The 14,504-nt window shown below is 69.5% G+C and carries 16 protein-coding genes; 9 read left to right on the top strand and 7 right to left on the bottom strand.

Going from position 1 to position 14,504, the window contains the following annotated elements; translation table 11 throughout:
- From AWC14_RS26330 to AWC14_RS26325, 3 genes are all read right to left on the bottom strand, one after another.
- Nucleotides 1-1,809 carry a hypothetical protein gene (locus AWC14_RS26330; protein ID WP_045379280.1) on the bottom strand — a complete coding sequence of 603 codons (1,809 nt, stop codon included), beginning with the start codon at nucleotides 1,807-1,809 and terminating at the stop codon, nucleotides 1-3.
- A gap of 156 nt (nucleotides 1,810-1,965) precedes the next feature.
- On the bottom strand, nucleotides 1,966-2,142 hold the full coding sequence (locus AWC14_RS29080) for a hypothetical protein (RefSeq protein WP_162835657.1): 177 nt from the start codon (nucleotides 2,140-2,142) through the stop codon (nucleotides 1,966-1,968).
- 17 nt (nucleotides 2,143-2,159) lie between these two features.
- Nucleotides 2,160-2,777, bottom strand: coding sequence for a TetR family transcriptional regulator (locus AWC14_RS26325; RefSeq protein ID WP_045379276.1), 618 nt, complete (start codon nucleotides 2,775-2,777; stop codon nucleotides 2,160-2,162).
- A gap of 43 nt (nucleotides 2,778-2,820) precedes the next feature.
- Here AWC14_RS26325 and bioB point away from each other — a divergent pair, with 43 nt between their 5' ends.
- Genes bioB through AWC14_RS26310 form a run of 3 tightly spaced genes read left to right on the top strand, consistent with a single transcriptional unit; the run spans nucleotide 2,821 to nucleotide 4,719 of the window.
- A complete protein-coding gene (gene bioB, locus AWC14_RS26320; protein ID WP_045379273.1) occupies nucleotides 2,821-3,855 on the top strand; it encodes a biotin synthase BioB in 1,035 nt (344 codons plus the stop codon).
- Nucleotides 3,856-3,868: 13 nt separating this feature from the next.
- Nucleotides 3,869-4,096 (top strand): biotin synthase auxiliary protein BsaP, encoded by a 228-nt coding sequence (gene bsaP, locus AWC14_RS26315; protein ID WP_045379270.1) that lies wholly within the window; start codon nucleotides 3,869-3,871, stop codon nucleotides 4,094-4,096.
- Nucleotides 4,093-4,719, top strand: a complete 627-nt coding sequence (locus AWC14_RS26310; protein ID WP_057003363.1) for a DUF2567 domain-containing protein — start codon at nucleotides 4,093-4,095, stop codon at nucleotides 4,717-4,719. The genes bsaP and AWC14_RS26310 overlap by 4 nt, the downstream gene beginning before the upstream one ends.
- Here the strand turns inward: AWC14_RS26310 and AWC14_RS26305 are convergent.
- The gene (locus AWC14_RS26305) at nucleotides 4,685-6,022 is read right to left on the bottom strand and encodes a lipase family protein (RefSeq protein WP_045379267.1); all 1,338 of its coding nucleotides are present in this window, start codon (nucleotides 6,020-6,022) and stop codon (nucleotides 4,685-4,687) included. The two genes, AWC14_RS26310 and AWC14_RS26305, sit on opposite strands and share 35 nt — an antisense overlap.
- A gap of 42 nt (nucleotides 6,023-6,064) precedes the next feature.
- A complete protein-coding gene (locus AWC14_RS26300; RefSeq protein ID WP_045379264.1) occupies nucleotides 6,065-6,757 on the bottom strand; it encodes an NUDIX hydrolase in 693 nt (230 codons plus the stop codon).
- Between the two features lie 50 nt (nucleotides 6,758-6,807).
- Here AWC14_RS26300 and nadA point away from each other — a divergent pair, with 50 nt between their 5' ends.
- Genes nadA through nadC form a run of 3 tightly spaced genes read left to right on the top strand, consistent with a single transcriptional unit; the run spans nucleotide 6,808 to nucleotide 10,282 of the window.
- Nucleotides 6,808-7,860 (top strand): quinolinate synthase NadA, encoded by a 1,053-nt coding sequence (gene nadA, locus AWC14_RS26295; RefSeq protein ID WP_045379262.1) that lies wholly within the window; start codon nucleotides 6,808-6,810, stop codon nucleotides 7,858-7,860.
- Nucleotides 7,857-9,425, top strand: coding sequence for an L-aspartate oxidase (locus AWC14_RS26290; RefSeq protein WP_045379260.1), 1,569 nt, complete (start codon nucleotides 7,857-7,859; stop codon nucleotides 9,423-9,425). The genes nadA and AWC14_RS26290 overlap by 4 nt, the downstream gene beginning before the upstream one ends.
- Nucleotides 9,425-10,282 (top strand): carboxylating nicotinate-nucleotide diphosphorylase, encoded by an 858-nt coding sequence (gene nadC / locus AWC14_RS26285; RefSeq protein WP_045379392.1) that lies wholly within the window; start codon nucleotides 9,425-9,427, stop codon nucleotides 10,280-10,282. Before AWC14_RS26290 ends, nadC begins: the two co-directional genes overlap by 1 nt.
- Here nadC and AWC14_RS26280 read toward each other — a convergent pair.
- Nucleotides 10,279-11,040: a helix-turn-helix transcriptional regulator gene (locus AWC14_RS26280; RefSeq protein WP_069601524.1), complete on the bottom strand. Its 762-nt coding sequence runs from the start codon at nucleotides 11,038-11,040 to the stop codon at nucleotides 10,279-10,281. The two genes, nadC and AWC14_RS26280, sit on opposite strands and share 4 nt — an antisense overlap.
- Before the next feature lie 91 nt (nucleotides 11,041-11,131).
- On the opposite strand from AWC14_RS26280, the gene AWC14_RS26275 reads away from it, so the two are divergent.
- On the top strand, nucleotides 11,132-11,548 hold the full coding sequence (locus AWC14_RS26275; protein WP_045379256.1) for an SRPBCC family protein: 417 nt from the start codon (nucleotides 11,132-11,134) through the stop codon (nucleotides 11,546-11,548).
- Here the strand turns inward: AWC14_RS26275 and AWC14_RS26270 are convergent.
- On the bottom strand, nucleotides 11,545-11,955 hold the full coding sequence (locus AWC14_RS26270) for a nitroreductase family deazaflavin-dependent oxidoreductase (protein WP_045379387.1): 411 nt from the start codon (nucleotides 11,953-11,955) through the stop codon (nucleotides 11,545-11,547). The two genes, AWC14_RS26275 and AWC14_RS26270, sit on opposite strands and share 4 nt — an antisense overlap.
- A gap of 61 nt (nucleotides 11,956-12,016) precedes the next feature.
- Between AWC14_RS26270 and hisD the strand changes: the two genes are divergently transcribed.
- A complete protein-coding gene (hisD, locus tag AWC14_RS26265; RefSeq protein WP_142281858.1) occupies nucleotides 12,017-13,333 on the top strand; it encodes a histidinol dehydrogenase in 1,317 nt (438 codons plus the stop codon).
- The gene (locus AWC14_RS26260) at nucleotides 13,330-14,493 is read left to right on the top strand and encodes a histidinol-phosphate transaminase (protein ID WP_057003289.1); all 1,164 of its coding nucleotides are present in this window, start codon (nucleotides 13,330-13,332) and stop codon (nucleotides 14,491-14,493) included. The genes hisD and AWC14_RS26260 overlap by 4 nt, the downstream gene beginning before the upstream one ends.
- The last annotated feature ends 11 nt before the right edge of the window (nucleotides 14,494-14,504 follow it).

The following is a 14,504-nucleotide window of genomic DNA, read 5'->3' as shown; positions in this document are numbered from 1 at the left end:
TCACGCGGCTTGTGGTGGGGAGCGGTCGACTGCTGCTTCTCCGGGTTGGGTCGGGGCGGTGTCGGCGGCGTTGATGCGCCCGGCGCCCCAGGTCAGCGCTGAGATGACCATCAGGGTGAACAGCAACACCACGATGCTGCCGGCGGTGAACAGCCAGGCCGGCACATTGGGGTCGCGTTCGCGCTGCAGGATCGACACCTCGAGCACGAACGGGCGGGTGCTCGAGCCCAGCGCCGGAATTTCGGGTGCGGGGATGGCGTCGTCGGCCGGGGCGTAGATCGGCACCGCGGTCATCGTGTAGCCGTCTTGCATGCGCAGCAGGGTTTTCCAGCTGCCCCACACCGGGACGGGCTGGGTGGTGGTGTAGTGGCCCGGTCCGACTTTGTTCAGCCGGTCGATGTACAAGCCGCGGTGGTGTTGCATGCGGCCCTGCCAGGACAGGATCGTCACCCAATCCGGATGGTCGCCAACCAAGTTCGGGGGGTTGGTCTGCACGTCGGCGGCCACCATGCGTTGCCCGGGCGGGCTGGGCAGATCGGTCAGGGTGATCGTCGCCGTGTCTTGTTTGGGCACCCGGATATGCAGCCCGTTGGCCACCGCACCGCCGATCACCAGTACGGTCAGCGCCACCACCGCAATGCCGACGGGCCGCCCCGGCAGGCGTTGACCCGTCAGCACCATGCCCAGCATCGCCCCGCACAGTCCGGTCAGCACCGCCACCGGCACCGCCATCGCCAGGGCTTGGCCCCACAGGCTGACCGGCCAGGGGTAGTGATACACCGCGCCGATCCACAGCGACTCCAGCCACAGCCCGATCGTGGCCACCGCCAAGCCGCCGACGGCGCCGAACAGCAGTGGCCGCCGCAGAAGCGGTGTGAGAGCCAGCAATTCGACGATCACCGCCGGGCCCAGATATAGCGGGAACCAGTTGATGGGCGCCCCCAAAATCGGGCCGACCAGCAGCGCCACCGCACCGCGCAGCGCAATGGCGAACAGCGCCGCGATGATCGCCGCGCCGCGGCCCATGGTCAACCGCGCGGCCACGGTACCGACCGCTGCCGCCGCGGCGATCAGCATCGGTTGAAACGCCAACCGGAACTGCGGCACACCGAAGTCGAACTCGATCTGCCACACCGACATCCCGATCAACAACCCGCCGAACGACAAATACCGCAGGAATTTGATCAGCGGGCGCTCTTCTCGCGCGTAGGTGCCTTCGGCCGGCGTGTCCGGCAACACCCGTCCGCCTTCATACTCCAGCATCAACACCGCGAACAGCGAGAATCCGGCGCCGCCGATCATCATCAGATGGGTTGGGCCCCATAGTGTTACGTCTTGGCCGAAGATGCGATGCCAGATGTCGTCGAGCGGGAAGCCGATCAGCGCGTACAGCCCGCAGCCGGCCATCAAGACGCCTCCGACGGGTGCATACCAGTCGCGGGTGATGCGCACGGCCGCCGGACCGGGTTTGTCGAACGGGAGGACGACCGCGATGGCGCCGGCCAGGAAGATGCCGAACAGGCCGATCACGATGAAGTAGTGGGCGGGGTTGGCCAGCGGGCCGGGATCGCGTCCGTTGCCGATGTGCCAGCTGACGTCCCAGATGAACCCGAACAGCGCACAGATGATCGACGTGGTGAACACCAGGACCGGCAGCGCCACCCACGACGGCCGGTTGAATTTGTCTGCCAACCGGTCCGAAATGCGGCCCAGCCAGCCGATCCGGTGCGTGCGGTGCGCATAGCCGACCCACAGCATCAGCAGGGCTATCAAGGCGGCGGCGATCGACAGACCGATGACCTGGTTCAACCCGGCACCACGTGCCGGGGCTTCCGCAACAACCGCTGGTCCCACAGTTATCCCCCTCCCGGGCCGGGAGATCCGATCGGAGCGTCAACTTACTTCACAGTAGGTTGCCGATCGGTGGTGAGTTCAAACTTCGGCTGAATTCGTTGTGGAGCGCGCTCAATCCCGCTTGCCGTCGACCGGCGCGCGCTCGCCTTGGGCGGCGCTGCGCCGGTCCCGCAGTGCCACGTACAGAACGACCGCGGCCACGATCACCGCCGGCAAGAACGCCGGCAGCGCCAGCAGTAGATAGTGGTGCGCCACATAGTCGACGTGCGCCGTGCTGAAGGTGTTCATGTCCGCTACCACTGAGGCTACCCCGACAGCCGCACCCGGCCCGGCTGACGCGGGTGCGCCGATTGGGCTGCTATGCCGTCGATGAGCAACTGGAGCCCGAAGTGGAATCCGCTGCCGGGGGCGGCGGACGGCGCGATCACCGACTGCGCGTCGGGTATGGCGCCCGCGGCGTCCCACTGCATGCGGGATTGCTCGTCGACGGTGGCGCCCAATACGTAGTAAACGATGGTGCGGGCCGCCAGCTCGGACTGGTCCGGGGGCAGTCCGGCTTCGGCGGTCGCCTGGGCCAGCGACGTCACGATCTGGGTGACTGCTCGGGATTGTCCTGCGGCGAAGCTCGCCGAGACCAGCTCGGCCCCGTCGCTGTGCGAGAGCAGGGCGTCGCGCAGGCGTGAGCAGATCGTGCGCACCCGCACCGGCCAGGCGGTGTCCGGGCCGGTGTCGGTGCCGGTCGGCTGCAATACCCGGTCGGCGACGGCCCCGAGCAGCTCTTGTTTGCTGGGGAAATGCCAGTACAGCGCTCCCGGGGTGATGCCGAGTTCGCGCGCGAGCCGGCGCATGGTCAGATCGGCGATCCCGTATTGGTCCAGGATCGCGGCGGCCGCTTCGACGATGTCCGGTTTGTGCAGTTGCACGCCGTTACCCTAACCTGAACACCGTTCAAGGAGGGAGCACCACGTGACGCAGGCAGCGACTCGGACCAGCACCGACACCGACAGCACGGACATCCTGGCCGTCGCCCGGCGGCAGGTGTTGGAGCGCGGCGAGGGACTGGACCAGGACCAGGTGCTGCGGGTTCTGCAGTTGCCCGACGACCGCCTCGAGGAACTGCTGTCGCTCGCCCACGAGGTGCGGATGGCTTGGTGCGGGCCCGAGGTCGAGGTCGAGGGCATCATCAGCCTCAAAACCGGCGGCTGTCCTGAGGACTGCCACTTCTGTTCGCAGTCGGGGCTGTTCGCCTCGCCGGTGCGCAGCGCCTGGCTTGACATCCCCAGCCTGGTGGAGGCGGCCAAGCAGACCGCCAAGACGGGAGCCACCGAGTTCTGCATCGTGGCCGCGGTGCGCGGGCCCGACGAGCGGTTGCTGGCCCAGGTCGCGGCGGGCATCGAGGCGATCCGCGACGAGGTCGACATCCAGATCGCCTGCTCGCTGGGCATGCTGACCCAAGCGCAGGTGGAGCGGCTCTCGGCGATGGGTGTGCATCGTTACAACCACAACCTGGAGACAGCCCGCTCGTTCTTCCCCAACGTCGTCACCACCCACACCTGGGAGGAGCGCTGGGAAACGTTGTCGATGGTCCGTGACGCCGGGATGGAGGTCTGCTGCGGCGGCATCCTCGGCATGGGCGAGACCCTTGAGCAGCGCGCGGAATTCGCCGCCAACCTGGCCGAGCTGAGTCCCGACGAGGTGCCGCTGAATTTCCTGAACCCGCGCCCGGGCACCCCGTTCGGTGACCTGGAGGTGCTGCCGGCCAGCGAGGCGCTCAAGGCGGTGGCCGCGTTCCGGCTGGCCTTGCCCCGCACCATGCTTCGCTTCGCCGGTGGCCGCGAGATCACGCTGGGTGACCTGGGTGCAAAGCAGGGCATCTTGGGCGGGATCAACGCCGTGATCGTCGGCAACTACCTGACCACGCTGGGCCGCCCTGCCGAGGCGGACCTGGAATTGCTCGACGATCTGCAGATGCCGATCAAGGCACTCAACGCCAGCCTGTAGAAACACTGGTGTGATGGTCGCCGACCTGCCGGCCCCGATCGGCGCCGGCATCTACAACGTCTACACCGGCAAGCCGGCCGGCAGCAGCGTGCCGACGGCTGCCCAGCTGGGTCTCGAGCCGCCGCGGTTCTGCGCCGAATGCGGCCGCCGGATGGTGGTGCAGGTCCGCCCGGACGGCTGGTGGGCGAAATGCTCCCGGCACGGGCGGGTGGATTCGGCCGACCTGGAGGCGCAGCGATGACCGCGGACACCCCACGCTTCTCGCGGAGACGGGCGACCCTCGCGGTGATCGCGGGACTGGTGGCCACCGGTGTGCCGGTGGGCGCGCTGTGGGCCTGGCTGGCGCCCGCGGTGCACGGCGTCGTGGCGTTGACCCGCGACGGCGACCGGGTGCACGACTACCTCGGCAACGAATCCGAGCACTTCTTCGTCGCCGCGTTCCTGATGCTGGGCCTGCTGAACGTCGTTGCCGTGGTGGCGGCGGTTTGGGTGTGGCAATGGCGCGCACACCGCGGGCCGGCCATGGTCGCGGGGATCTGCATCGGCATCGTGGGCGCCGCGTCCGTCGCCGCCGCGGTGGGGTCGCTACTGGTGCACTTGCATTACGGCACAGTGGATTTCGATGCGGCGCCGGTGAGCAACCAGAACCGGGTCTACTACTTCACCGAGGCGCCGCCGGTGTTCTTCGGTCAGGCACCGCTGCAGGCTGCCTGCACCCTGCTGCTGCCGGTTGGCACCGCCGCGCTGGTCTACGCGGTGCTGGCGGCCGCGACCGCGCGCGACGATCTCGGCGGCCATCCCGCCGTCGAACCGCCCGCGCCCGAGTCGCTCACAGCGGACGTCGGTGCACCGTCCGTCCGGTGATCACCTTGGCCGCGATCACAGCCAGCCGGGCCATGCCGGTGTAGGTCGCCGGGTTGAACATGGTCGGCCATTTGGTCCTGGCGCGACGCGTGCTCGGCGGGCGCCCGGCGAACCGATCCTGCAGCCAGCGCAGCGTCATCGGTGCCGACAGCGGGTGCAGCAGCAAGTGCTCGCAGAACGCGTCGCGGTGATAGGTGACATCGGCGCCGCCGGCCGAATAGGCGTCGGCCAGCTCGTCGATGTCCTCGACGGCGATCAGGTAGTCGTGGACCGCCTGCACGATCAGCACCGGCGGTGTCGGCACCGTGGTGCCGAGCTTGATGTTGTCGAAGACGTACTGGACTTCGGGCATCGCCAGGACCTCGTCCAGCGGGCGGTCGAGGTAGTCGCCCATGTCTTTGCGGGCCATCCGGATCACCGCACCCGCCGTCGTCATGGTCTCCAGTTCGCACAGCAGGGCGCGGCCCTCGTCGTTCGTGTGCTCCTTGATGACCCGGTCCAGGTCGGGGTAGAGGTGCGCGAGGGCGGCCACCACCAGTGCCGGCAGCCCGGAGAACAGGCTGCTGTTGAGCCGGCGGAAGGTGTGGCCGAGGTCGCCGACGGGTGAGCCGAGCACCGCGCCGACGATGTCCAGTTCCGGTGCGTAGTCGGCGCACACCTCGGCGGCCCAGGCGCTGGCCAGCCCGCCGCCGGAGTAGCCCCACAGCCCGACCGGGGAGGACGGGGACAACCCGAGCCGCTCGGAGTTGAAGGCCGCCCGGACGCCGTCCAGGATGCAGTAGCCGGGCTGGTACGGAGCGCCCCAGATGCCGTGCGGGCCTTCGTGGTCGGGCACCGAGACCGCCCAGCCTTCGGCGAGAGCGGCGTTGACCAGCAGGAACTCCAGCTGGGCCAGTGCACCGACGGCTTTTGCGCCGCGCCGCAGCGCGTACGACGGGAAGCAGCGGGAGGCGACGGCGTCGATGGCGCACTGGTACGACAGCAGCGGACAGGTCGTAGGGTCCGCGTCCGGCGGCACGATCACGGTGGTGACGGTCGCCTCGGGTTGCCCGTTCATGTCCGTCGTGCGGTACAGCAGCTGGGTCGCGGTGACCCGCTGCGGAATCAAGCCCAGGTATGCCAGCTCGACCTCGCGGGAGCGCAGCACGGTTCCCGGCACGGCGTGCTCGAAGCCGGGTGGCGGTTGGTAGAACGGATCCTCCGACGGCAGGACGGGCCGGGCCTTGCGTTGCAGCTCCTCGTGAGGCGGGCGACCGATCCACTCGGCGCCGGTCGAGGTACTCGCGAGGCTGGCAATGTCCATCGGGGCATTGTTACTTAAGAGGGCCCTAAGAATCCAGTCGACTCACCCGGGCGGGCGCAACGCGGCGAACTCGTCGGTGACCCGCAGCTGCGAGTCGGTGAAGCGGTACAGCGCCGCCGGGCGTCCGCCGCTGCGCCCGGACTGCGCGATGGTGCCGGTCTGGGTGATGACGCGGCGACGGGCCAGCACCCGCTGCAGGTTGGTCGCGTCGACCTGGTAGCCCAGTGCGGCGCTGTAGATGTCGCGCAGCGTGGACACCGCGAATTCCCTTGGCGCAAGGGCAAATCCGATGTTGGTGTAGGACATTTTGGCGACCAGCCGGGTCCGGGCGTGGGCCACCATCGGGCCGTGGTCGAACGCCATCGCCGGCAGCGCGGTCACCGGATGCCAACGGGTGTCGGGCGGGAGCTCGGGGGTGGCGGGGGAGGGCACCAGGCCCAGGAAGGTCGACGCGATCGTGCGGACGCCGGGCACCCGCGCCGGGTCGGAAAACACAGCGAGCTGCTCGAGGTGAGCGACCTCACGCAGGTCCACCTTCTCGGCCAGCTGCCGCCGAACCGAGGTGGTCATGTCCTCGTCGTGGCGCAGCCGCCCGCCCGGCAGCGACCACGCATCGCGATACGGATCGCGTGCGCGCTGCCACAACAGCACGCTGAGCTGCGGTTTCCCGGTCTCGAGCTCGCGAACCTGGAACACGACGGCAAGCACCTCGTGAGCGGTGCTACCATGAATCACGTTTTCGATTGTAAGTCGAAAACCCGCCCGGGGCGAAAGGAACGGCGTTCATGACCGAAATCCTGAATCGCACGGATGCGCCGGCGGAGGGCCTGACCGCCCGTATCAGCGACTCACCCACTGGTTACACCGGCGTTGACGGCGACGAGCAGTGGGCGGCGGAAATCCGCCGGCTGGCCGAGCTGCGCGGCGCCACGATCCTGGCGCACAACTACCAGCTGCCCGCGATTCAGGACGTCGCCGACCACGTCGGCGACTCGCTGGCGCTGTCGCGGATCGCCGCAGCGGCGCCCGAGGACACCATCGTGTTCTGCGGCGTGCATTTCATGGCCGAGACCGCCAAAATCCTGAGCCCGGACAAGACCGTGCTGATTCCGGACCAGCGGGCGGGCTGCTCACTGGCCGACTCGATCACCCCTGAGGACTTGCGGGCCTGGAAGAACGAGCACCCCGGCGCCGTCGTCGTCTCCTACGTCAACACCACCGCGGCGGTGAAGGCGCTCACCGACATCTGCTGCACGTCGTCGAACGCCGTCGACGTCGTCGCGTCGATTCCGGCGGACCGCGAGGTGTTGTTCTGCCCCGACCAGTTCCTCGGCGCGCATGTGCGCCGGGTGACCGGGCGGGAGAACCTGCACGTGTGGGCCGGTGAATGCCATGTGCACGCGGGGATCAACGGCGACGAGCTGGCCGAGCAGGTCCGCGAGCATCCTGATGCCGAACTGTTCGTTCACCCCGAATGCGGTTGCGCCACTTCGGCTTTGTATCTCGCCGGGGAGGGCGCCGTTCCGGCGGACCGGGTGAAGATCCTGTCCACCGGCGGGATGCTCGACGCCGCCCGGGCCACCCGGGCCCGCGAGGTGCTGGTGGCCACCGAAGTCGGGATGCTCTATCAGCTGCGGAATGCGGCACCGGGCACCAACTTTCAGGCGGTCAACGATCGGGCGTCGTGCAAGTTCATGAAGATGATCACCCCGGCGGCGCTGCTGCGGTGCCTGGTCGAAGGTGCCGACGAAGTCGACGTCGACCCGGAAACCGCTGCGGCGGCACGGCGCAGCGTGCAGCGGATGATCGCGATCGGCCAGCCGGGCGGCGGCGAATGACGACGCTCTGGCAGCAGCGGGCCGACGTCGTCGTCATCGGCACGGGGGTGGCGGGGCTGGCCGCCGCGCTAGCTGTGCATCGGGCCGGGCGCCGCGTCGTGGTGCTGAGCAAGGCCGACCGCAGACCCGGCGTCACGGCCACCCATTACGCGCAGGGCGGCATCGCGGTGGTGTTGCCCGACACCGACGACTCGGTGGACGCGCACGTCGCCGACACGCTTGCCGCGGGCGCCGGCCTGTGCGATCCGGACGCGGTCGCGTCGATCGTTGCCGACGGCTACCGCGCGGTGAGCGAATTGGTCGGCGACGGAGCACGATTCGACGAATCACAGCCCGGCCGGTGGGCGCTCACCCGGGAGGGCGGACACTCGCGGCGGCGGATCGTGCATGCCGGCGGCGACGCCACCGGCGCCGAGGTGCAGCGAGTGCTCGACCAGGCGGCGGCCGCGCTGGACATCCGCACCAACCACGCCGCGCTGCGGGTGCTGCACGACGGGGTTGCGGTGACCGGAGTGCTGGCGAGTAACGCCGAGGGACTCGGCATCGTGCACGCGCCGTCGGTGATTCTGGCCACCGGCGGGCTGGGGCATCTGTACAGCGCGACAACCAACCCCGACGGTTCCACCGGCGACGGCATCGCCCTGGCGTTGTGGGCCGGCGTCGCCGTGAGCGACATCGAATTCATCCAGTTCCATCCGACGATGCTGTTCGACGGCCGGGCCGGGGGACGACGACCACTGGTCACCGAGGCGCTTCGCGGCGAGGGCGCCGTTTTGCTTGATGCCCAAGGTCATTCGATCACCAACGGTGTGCACCCGATGGGCGATCTGGCGCCGCGCGACGTCGTCGCCGCCGCCATCGACGCGCGGCTGCGGCTCACCGGCGACCCTTGCGTCTACCTCGACGCCCGCGGCGTCACCGACTTGGCGACCCGATTCCCCACGGTCACCGCGGCATGCCGGGCCGCCGGGATCGACCCGGTGCGCCAGCCGATTCCGGTCGTGCCGGGCGCGCACTACAGCTGTGGCGGCGTCGTCACCGATGTCGAGGGGCAAACCGAGCTTCCTGGGCTGTACGCCGCGGGCGAGGTGGCGCGCACCGGGATGCACGGCGCCAACCGGTTGGCGTCCAACAGCCTGCTGGAAGGTTTGGTGGTCGGCGGCCGCGCCGGCAAGGCCGCGGCTGCACACGCGGCAGCGGCCGGGCAACCGTACGCCACACTGCCCGACGTGCTACCGTCAACTGCGTTGGCGCGCAACGACTTACAGCTTCTCATGAGCCGCGATGCGTCGGTGGTCCGCGACGCCGACGGCCTGAGGCGGCTGACCGAGACGCTCTCGACGGCGCCGGTGCGCAACGTAGGGCGCCGGGCCGACCTCGAAGACGTCGCGTTGACCATGACCGCCCGCGCAGTGGCAGCGGCCGCGCTGGCCCGCGAGGAAAGCCGCGGCTGCCATCACCGCACCGAATACCCCGACGCCGATCCCGCCCAGGCGCGCAGCGTCGTCGTCCGCGCGAGCGAGGACAACACGGTGCGCGTCGAGACGCCGATTCCGGTGTGCTGATGATGCTTTCGGACGCCGAGCTTGCCGAGGCCCGCGCCGCGATCGGCCGCGCGCTGGACGAGGACCTGCGCTACGGGCCGGATGTTACGACGGCGGCGACGGTGCCTGCCGGCGCGACTACCACCGCGGCGCTGGTGACCCGAGAACCGGGTGTGATCGCCGGCGTCGACGTCGCGCTGCTGGTGCTCGACGAAGTGCTCGGCGCCGACGGCTATCAGGTGCTCGACCGCGTCGACGACGGCGCGCGGCTGCAGCCGGGCGCGCCGCTGCTGATGCTCAAGGCCGATACCCGCGGCCTGCTGACCGCCGAGCGGACCATGCTCAACCTGGTGTGCCACCTGTCCGGGATCGCCACCGCGACTGCCGCCTGGGTCGATGCCGTGCAGGGCAGCAACACCAAGATCCGCGACACCCGCAAGACGCTGCCCGGCCTGCGCGCCCTGCAGAAGTACGCGGTCCGCGTCGGCGGAGGAGTCAACCACCGGCTCGGCCTGGGCGACGCGGCGTTGATCAAGGACAACCACGTGGCCGCGGCGGGATCGGTGGTGGCGGCGCTGCGGGCGGTGCGCGCGGCCGCACCCGATCTGCCCTGCGAGGTCGAAGTCGACTCCCTCGAGCAGCTCGACGAGGTGCTGGACGAGAAGGCCGAACTGGTGCTGCTGGACAACTTCCCGGTGTGGCAGACGCAAATTGCCGTGCAGCGCAGGGACTCTCGTGCACCGGAAACCAAGCTGGAATCGTCGGGCGGGCTGTCGCTGGACAATGCGGCCGCCTACGCCGGCACGGGCGTGGATTACCTTGCGGTCGGTGCGCTCACGCATTCGGTGCGGGTGCTCGACATCGGGTTGGACGTCTAGTCAGCGCGCCGTAGCGCCCGCGGCGTCTGGTCGACGTGCTCGCGCACAACTCGGGTGAAATGCGCCTGATCGGCGAAGCCCAGCGTCGCGGCGATGTCGGCCAGTGAGCCCGCATCACACTGCAGAAGCTCGAGGGCTCGGCCGACCCGCACCCGGTTGCGGTACCGGGTCAGCGACACGCCCAGCTGCCGAGGAAACGCCCTGCTCAATCGATGGGGTGACGCGCCGAGCAGCGCCGCGAGCGGAAACAACCCGCTTGCGGCGGGATGGTCGTCGTGGATGGCCGCGCGCGCTCGCTCCACCAGCCGCGCATCGGCCGGCGCCGGGCGGTCGGTCGTCTGCCGCAACGCGGCCGCGATCAACGCCAGCAGTTCCTCGGCGAGTTGGTAGTCGACGTCGTGGCGTCGAGACGCCAGTAGCCGTCGGTGCGCGAGTTCCAAGCGGGCGTCGACGTAGACCGTCGGGCGGCGCGGCTCTCCGACCAACTCGCACCACAACGCCGGGCTCAATCGCACCGAGGTGCAGACGTCGCCACCGGCGGGGTGGGCGAATTGGTCCGCTTCTCCGGGCGCACCGAGGTATCCGACCGTGGGGTCGAGCTCGGCGGGACCGTCGGCGCCGCGCCGCCGGAACCGTCCGGACCGGACCAGCACCAGCCGCCCGTCGACGGGTGATTCCACCGGCGACCAGCCCGCACGCTCGGGCCGGCATGTCCAGGCGTGCACGCTGAACTGCGAGCGGGCCGCGAGAGTCATCATCGACAGCACGGCGCGAGGTTAGCGCGCGGGTCCGACAACGGGCCGCAAGAATCGTCAAGACTCGACGGCGTCCAGGCGCGAAACTGCTGCCATGGCATCCATACACACCGAGATCGAGATCGACGTCGACCCCGCCCAGGCCTGGCAGGTGATCGGCGACTGGGCCGACGGCCCGGTTCGCATGGCGCGCGGCCACGTCGTCTCATCGGAGGCCGACGGCGGGCTGCGGGTGGTCACCTTCGCCAGCGGCACCGTCGCCCGGGAACGGTTGGTCGCGCGCGAAGAGGCCGCGCGCCGCATCGTCTACTCCCTGATCGGCGACACCATGCGGCCCGACCACGACAACGCCGTCATGCAGATCGTGCCGGTCGGCGACGGGCGTTGCCGGTTCGTCTGGTCGCGCGACGTGCCGCCCGACGAGCTGGCCGAACCATTGCGTGCCGCGATGACGGACGCCGCCCCGATCATCAAGCGCACGCTGGAGAGCGACGGCGTAGGCCGGGCTTAGCCGATATCGGCGACGAAGACGCCCACCCGACGGGCCTGCAACCGCGCCGGCCACGGCAGGTCCTCGCCGTCGGAACCGGCGGGCACGATCCGCGGGTTGGTGATGTGCACCGTTTTGCGGATGAAGCGCACGTCGGCCTCGCCGGCGGCCAGCACGTTCTTGACCCAGTCGGTCTTGCCGTGCCCGAGCACGATGACCAGCTTGTTGCCCTTGCGGTAAGCGGTGACGATCGTCTCGTAGGGCTTGCCGGATTTGCGACCGCGATGCGTGATCGTCGCCATCCCCGGGAGATAGCGCGCGAACGGTCTGATCGCCGGATTGAAGTACTTGACCTGAAAGCGTTCCAACCAGGGCGGGAAGATCATCGGCACGCCCGGCGCGCTGTTGGGGCGATCCTGTACGGACATGCGGTCAGCGTACCGGTCCGATAACCATTTGGCCTGCTCTGGGACAATGGTCCGTGTGAACGTGATGGCCCGCATCGACCTGCGCGGCGCCGACTTATCACCCGCCAGGCTGCGCGCGACATTGCCGCGCGGCGGCGCCGACGTCGACGCCGTGCTGCCTGCCGTGCGGCCCATCGTCGAGGCGGTCGCCGAGCGAGGCGCCGAAGCGGCACTGGACTTCGGGGAGTCGTTCGACGGCGTGCGGCCGCCGGCCGTGCGGGTGCCGGCCGCCGACCTGGACGCCGCGCTGACCGGGCTGGACCGCGGCGTGCTGGCCGCGCTCGAGGCGGCGATCGCGCGGACCCGCGCCGTGCACGCCGATCAGCGTCGCACCGACTCGACGACGGTGCTCGGTCCCGGCGCGACGGTCACCGAACGCTGGGTTCCCGTCGAGCGGGTCGGGCTGTACGTGCCCGGCGGCAACGCGGTCTACCCGTCGAGCGTGGTGATGAACGTGGTGCCGGCGCAGGTGGCCGGCGTCGGCTCGCTGGTGGTGGCCAGCCCGCCGCAGGCCGTGTTCAACGGGCTGCCGCACCCGACGATCCTGGCCGCGGCGAGGCTGCTGGGCGTCGAGGAGGTGTGGGCCGTCGGCGGTGCGCAGGCGGTGGCGCTGCTGACCTACGGCGGCGTCGACACCGACGGCGCCGAGCTGGCGCCGGTCGACATGATCACCGGGCCGGGCAACATCTACGTCACCGCGGCCAAGCGGTTGTGCCGCTCCCGGGTGGGCATCGACGCCGAGGCCGGGCCGACCGAGATCGCCATCCTCGCCGACCACACCGCAGACCCGGCGCATGTCGCCGCCGACCTGATCAGCCAGGCCGAGCACGACGAGATGGCCGCCAGCGTGCTGGTCACGCCGAGCGCCGAGCTGGCCGAAGCCACCGAGGCCGCCCTCGCAGTCCAACTCGAGACCACCGTGCACCGCAAGCGCGTGGAGGCCGCGCTGCGCGGACCCCAGTCGGCGATCATCCTGGTCGACGACCTCGACGCCGGCATCCGCGCCGTCAACGCTTACGCCGCAGAACATCTGGAGATCCAGACCGCCGACGCACCGGGTGCGGCGGCCCGGATCAATTCCGCCGGGGCGATTTTCGTCGGACCGTTTTCGCCGGTCAGCCTCGGCGACTACTGCGCCGGCTCCAACCACGTGTTGCCGACAGCGGGCTCCGCCCGGCACTCCAGCGGATTGTCGTTACGAACCTTCCTGCGCGGCATCCACGTCGTGGACTACACCGAGGCTGCGCTGAAAGACGTGTCGGGGCACGTCATCACACTGGCCGAGGCGGAAGATCTGCCCGCACACGGCGAGGCCATCCGGCGGAGGTTCGAACGATGACCGACCACCCGTCGCTCGAGCAGCTGCCGCTGCGCGATGACCTGCGCGGCAAATCACCATACGGTGCACCACAATTGGCGGTCCCGGTGCGGCTCAACACCAATGAGAACCCGCACCCGCCCACCCAGGCGCTGGTCGACGACGTCGTCGCATCGGTGCGCGACGCCGCCGCCGACTTACACCGCTACCCCGACCGCGACGCAGTAGCCCTGCGCGCTGACCTGGCTGCGTATTTGACCACCCAGACCGGGATCGAGCTCGGTGTCGAAAACCTCTGGGCCGCCAACGGTTCCAACGAAATCCTGCAGCAACTACTGCAGGCGTTCGGCGGCCCGGGCCGCAGCGCGATCGGGTTCGTCCCGTCGTATTCGATGCACCCGATCATCGCCGACGGCACCCGCACGGAATGGATCCAGACGGTACGTGCCGAGGACTTCAGCCTCGACGTCGAGGCCGCCGTCGCGGCGGTCACCGAGCGGCGGCCCGACGTGGTGTTCGTCGCCAGCCCCAATAACCCGTCCGGGCAAAGTGTTTCGTTGCCGGATTTGCGCCGGCTGCTGGATGTGACACCGGGCATCCTGATACTGGACGAGGCCTACGGCGAATTCTCGTCGCGGCCCAGCGCAGTCGAGCTCGTCCATGAATACCCGACCAAGCTGATCGTCACCCGAACGATGAGCAAGGCGTTCGCGTTCGCCGGCGGCAGGCTGGGCTACCTGATCGCCACCCCGGCGGTGATCGACGCGATGCTGCTGGTGCGGTTGCCCTACCACTTGTCGTCGATCACCCAGGCCGCCGCCCGCGCCGCGCTCCGGCACGCCGACGACACGCTGGGCAGCGTCGCCACGCTGATCGCCGAACGCGAACGAGTGTCAGCGGCATTGAGCGACATGGGTTTTCGGGTTGTCCCGAGCGACGCCAACTTCGTGCTGTTCGGCCGGTTCGCCGATGCGCCGACGGCCTGGCAGCGCTACCTCGATGCAGGCGTCCTGATCCGCGACGTCGGCATCCCCGGATACCTGCGAGTGACCACCGGACTGGCCGATGAGAACGACATCTTCTTACAGGCCAGCGCGCAGATCGCTGCCACTGAACTCGCCCAAGCTTTCGTGACGATCGCAAGCGCGGCGAAGCCGGGTGCAGCGGGTCGTCACCAATGAGTAGGAGCGTC

The organism is Mycobacterium kyorinense, from assembly GCF_002101735.1.
Taxonomy (GTDB): Bacteria; Actinomycetota; Actinomycetes; order Mycobacteriales; family Mycobacteriaceae; genus Mycobacterium; species Mycobacterium kyorinense.
Note: the sequence above shows the minus strand (reverse complement) of the source record. Positions and strands in the feature narration are given on the sequence as shown.

What these genes read in the sequence shown, in the direction of transcription:
- bsaP (WP_045379270.1), top strand. Translation starts at nt 3,869, where the DNA reads ATGGTCGCCGACCTGCCGGCCCCGATCGGCGCCGGCATCTACAACGTC.
- AWC14_RS26310 (WP_057003363.1), top strand. Translation starts at nt 4,093, where the DNA reads ATGACCGCGGACACCCCACGCTTCTCGCGGAGACGGGCGACCCTCGCG.
- AWC14_RS29080 (WP_162835657.1), bottom strand. Translation starts at nt 2,142, where the DNA reads ATGAACACCTTCAGCACGGCGCACGTCGACTATGTGGCGCACCACTAT.
- AWC14_RS26270 (WP_045379387.1), bottom strand. Translation starts at nt 11,955, where the DNA reads ATGTCCGTACAGGATCGCCCCAACAGCGCGCCGGGCGTGCCGATGATC.
- AWC14_RS26280 (WP_069601524.1), bottom strand. Translation starts at nt 11,040, where the DNA reads ATGATGACTCTCGCGGCCCGCTCGCAGTTCAGCGTGCACGCCTGGACA.
- AWC14_RS26275 (WP_045379256.1), top strand. Translation starts at nt 11,132, where the DNA reads ATGGCATCCATACACACCGAGATCGAGATCGACGTCGACCCCGCCCAG.
- nadA (WP_045379262.1), top strand. Translation starts at nt 6,808, where the DNA reads ATGACCGAAATCCTGAATCGCACGGATGCGCCGGCGGAGGGCCTGACC.
- AWC14_RS26305 (WP_045379267.1), bottom strand. Translation starts at nt 6,022, where the DNA reads ATGGACATTGCCAGCCTCGCGAGTACCTCGACCGGCGCCGAGTGGATC.
- AWC14_RS26290 (WP_045379260.1), top strand. Translation starts at nt 7,857, where the DNA reads ATGACGACGCTCTGGCAGCAGCGGGCCGACGTCGTCGTCATCGGCACG.
- nadC (WP_045379392.1), top strand. Translation starts at nt 9,425, where the DNA reads ATGATGCTTTCGGACGCCGAGCTTGCCGAGGCCCGCGCCGCGATCGGC.
- AWC14_RS26260 (WP_057003289.1), top strand. Translation starts at nt 13,330, where the DNA reads ATGACCGACCACCCGTCGCTCGAGCAGCTGCCGCTGCGCGATGACCTG.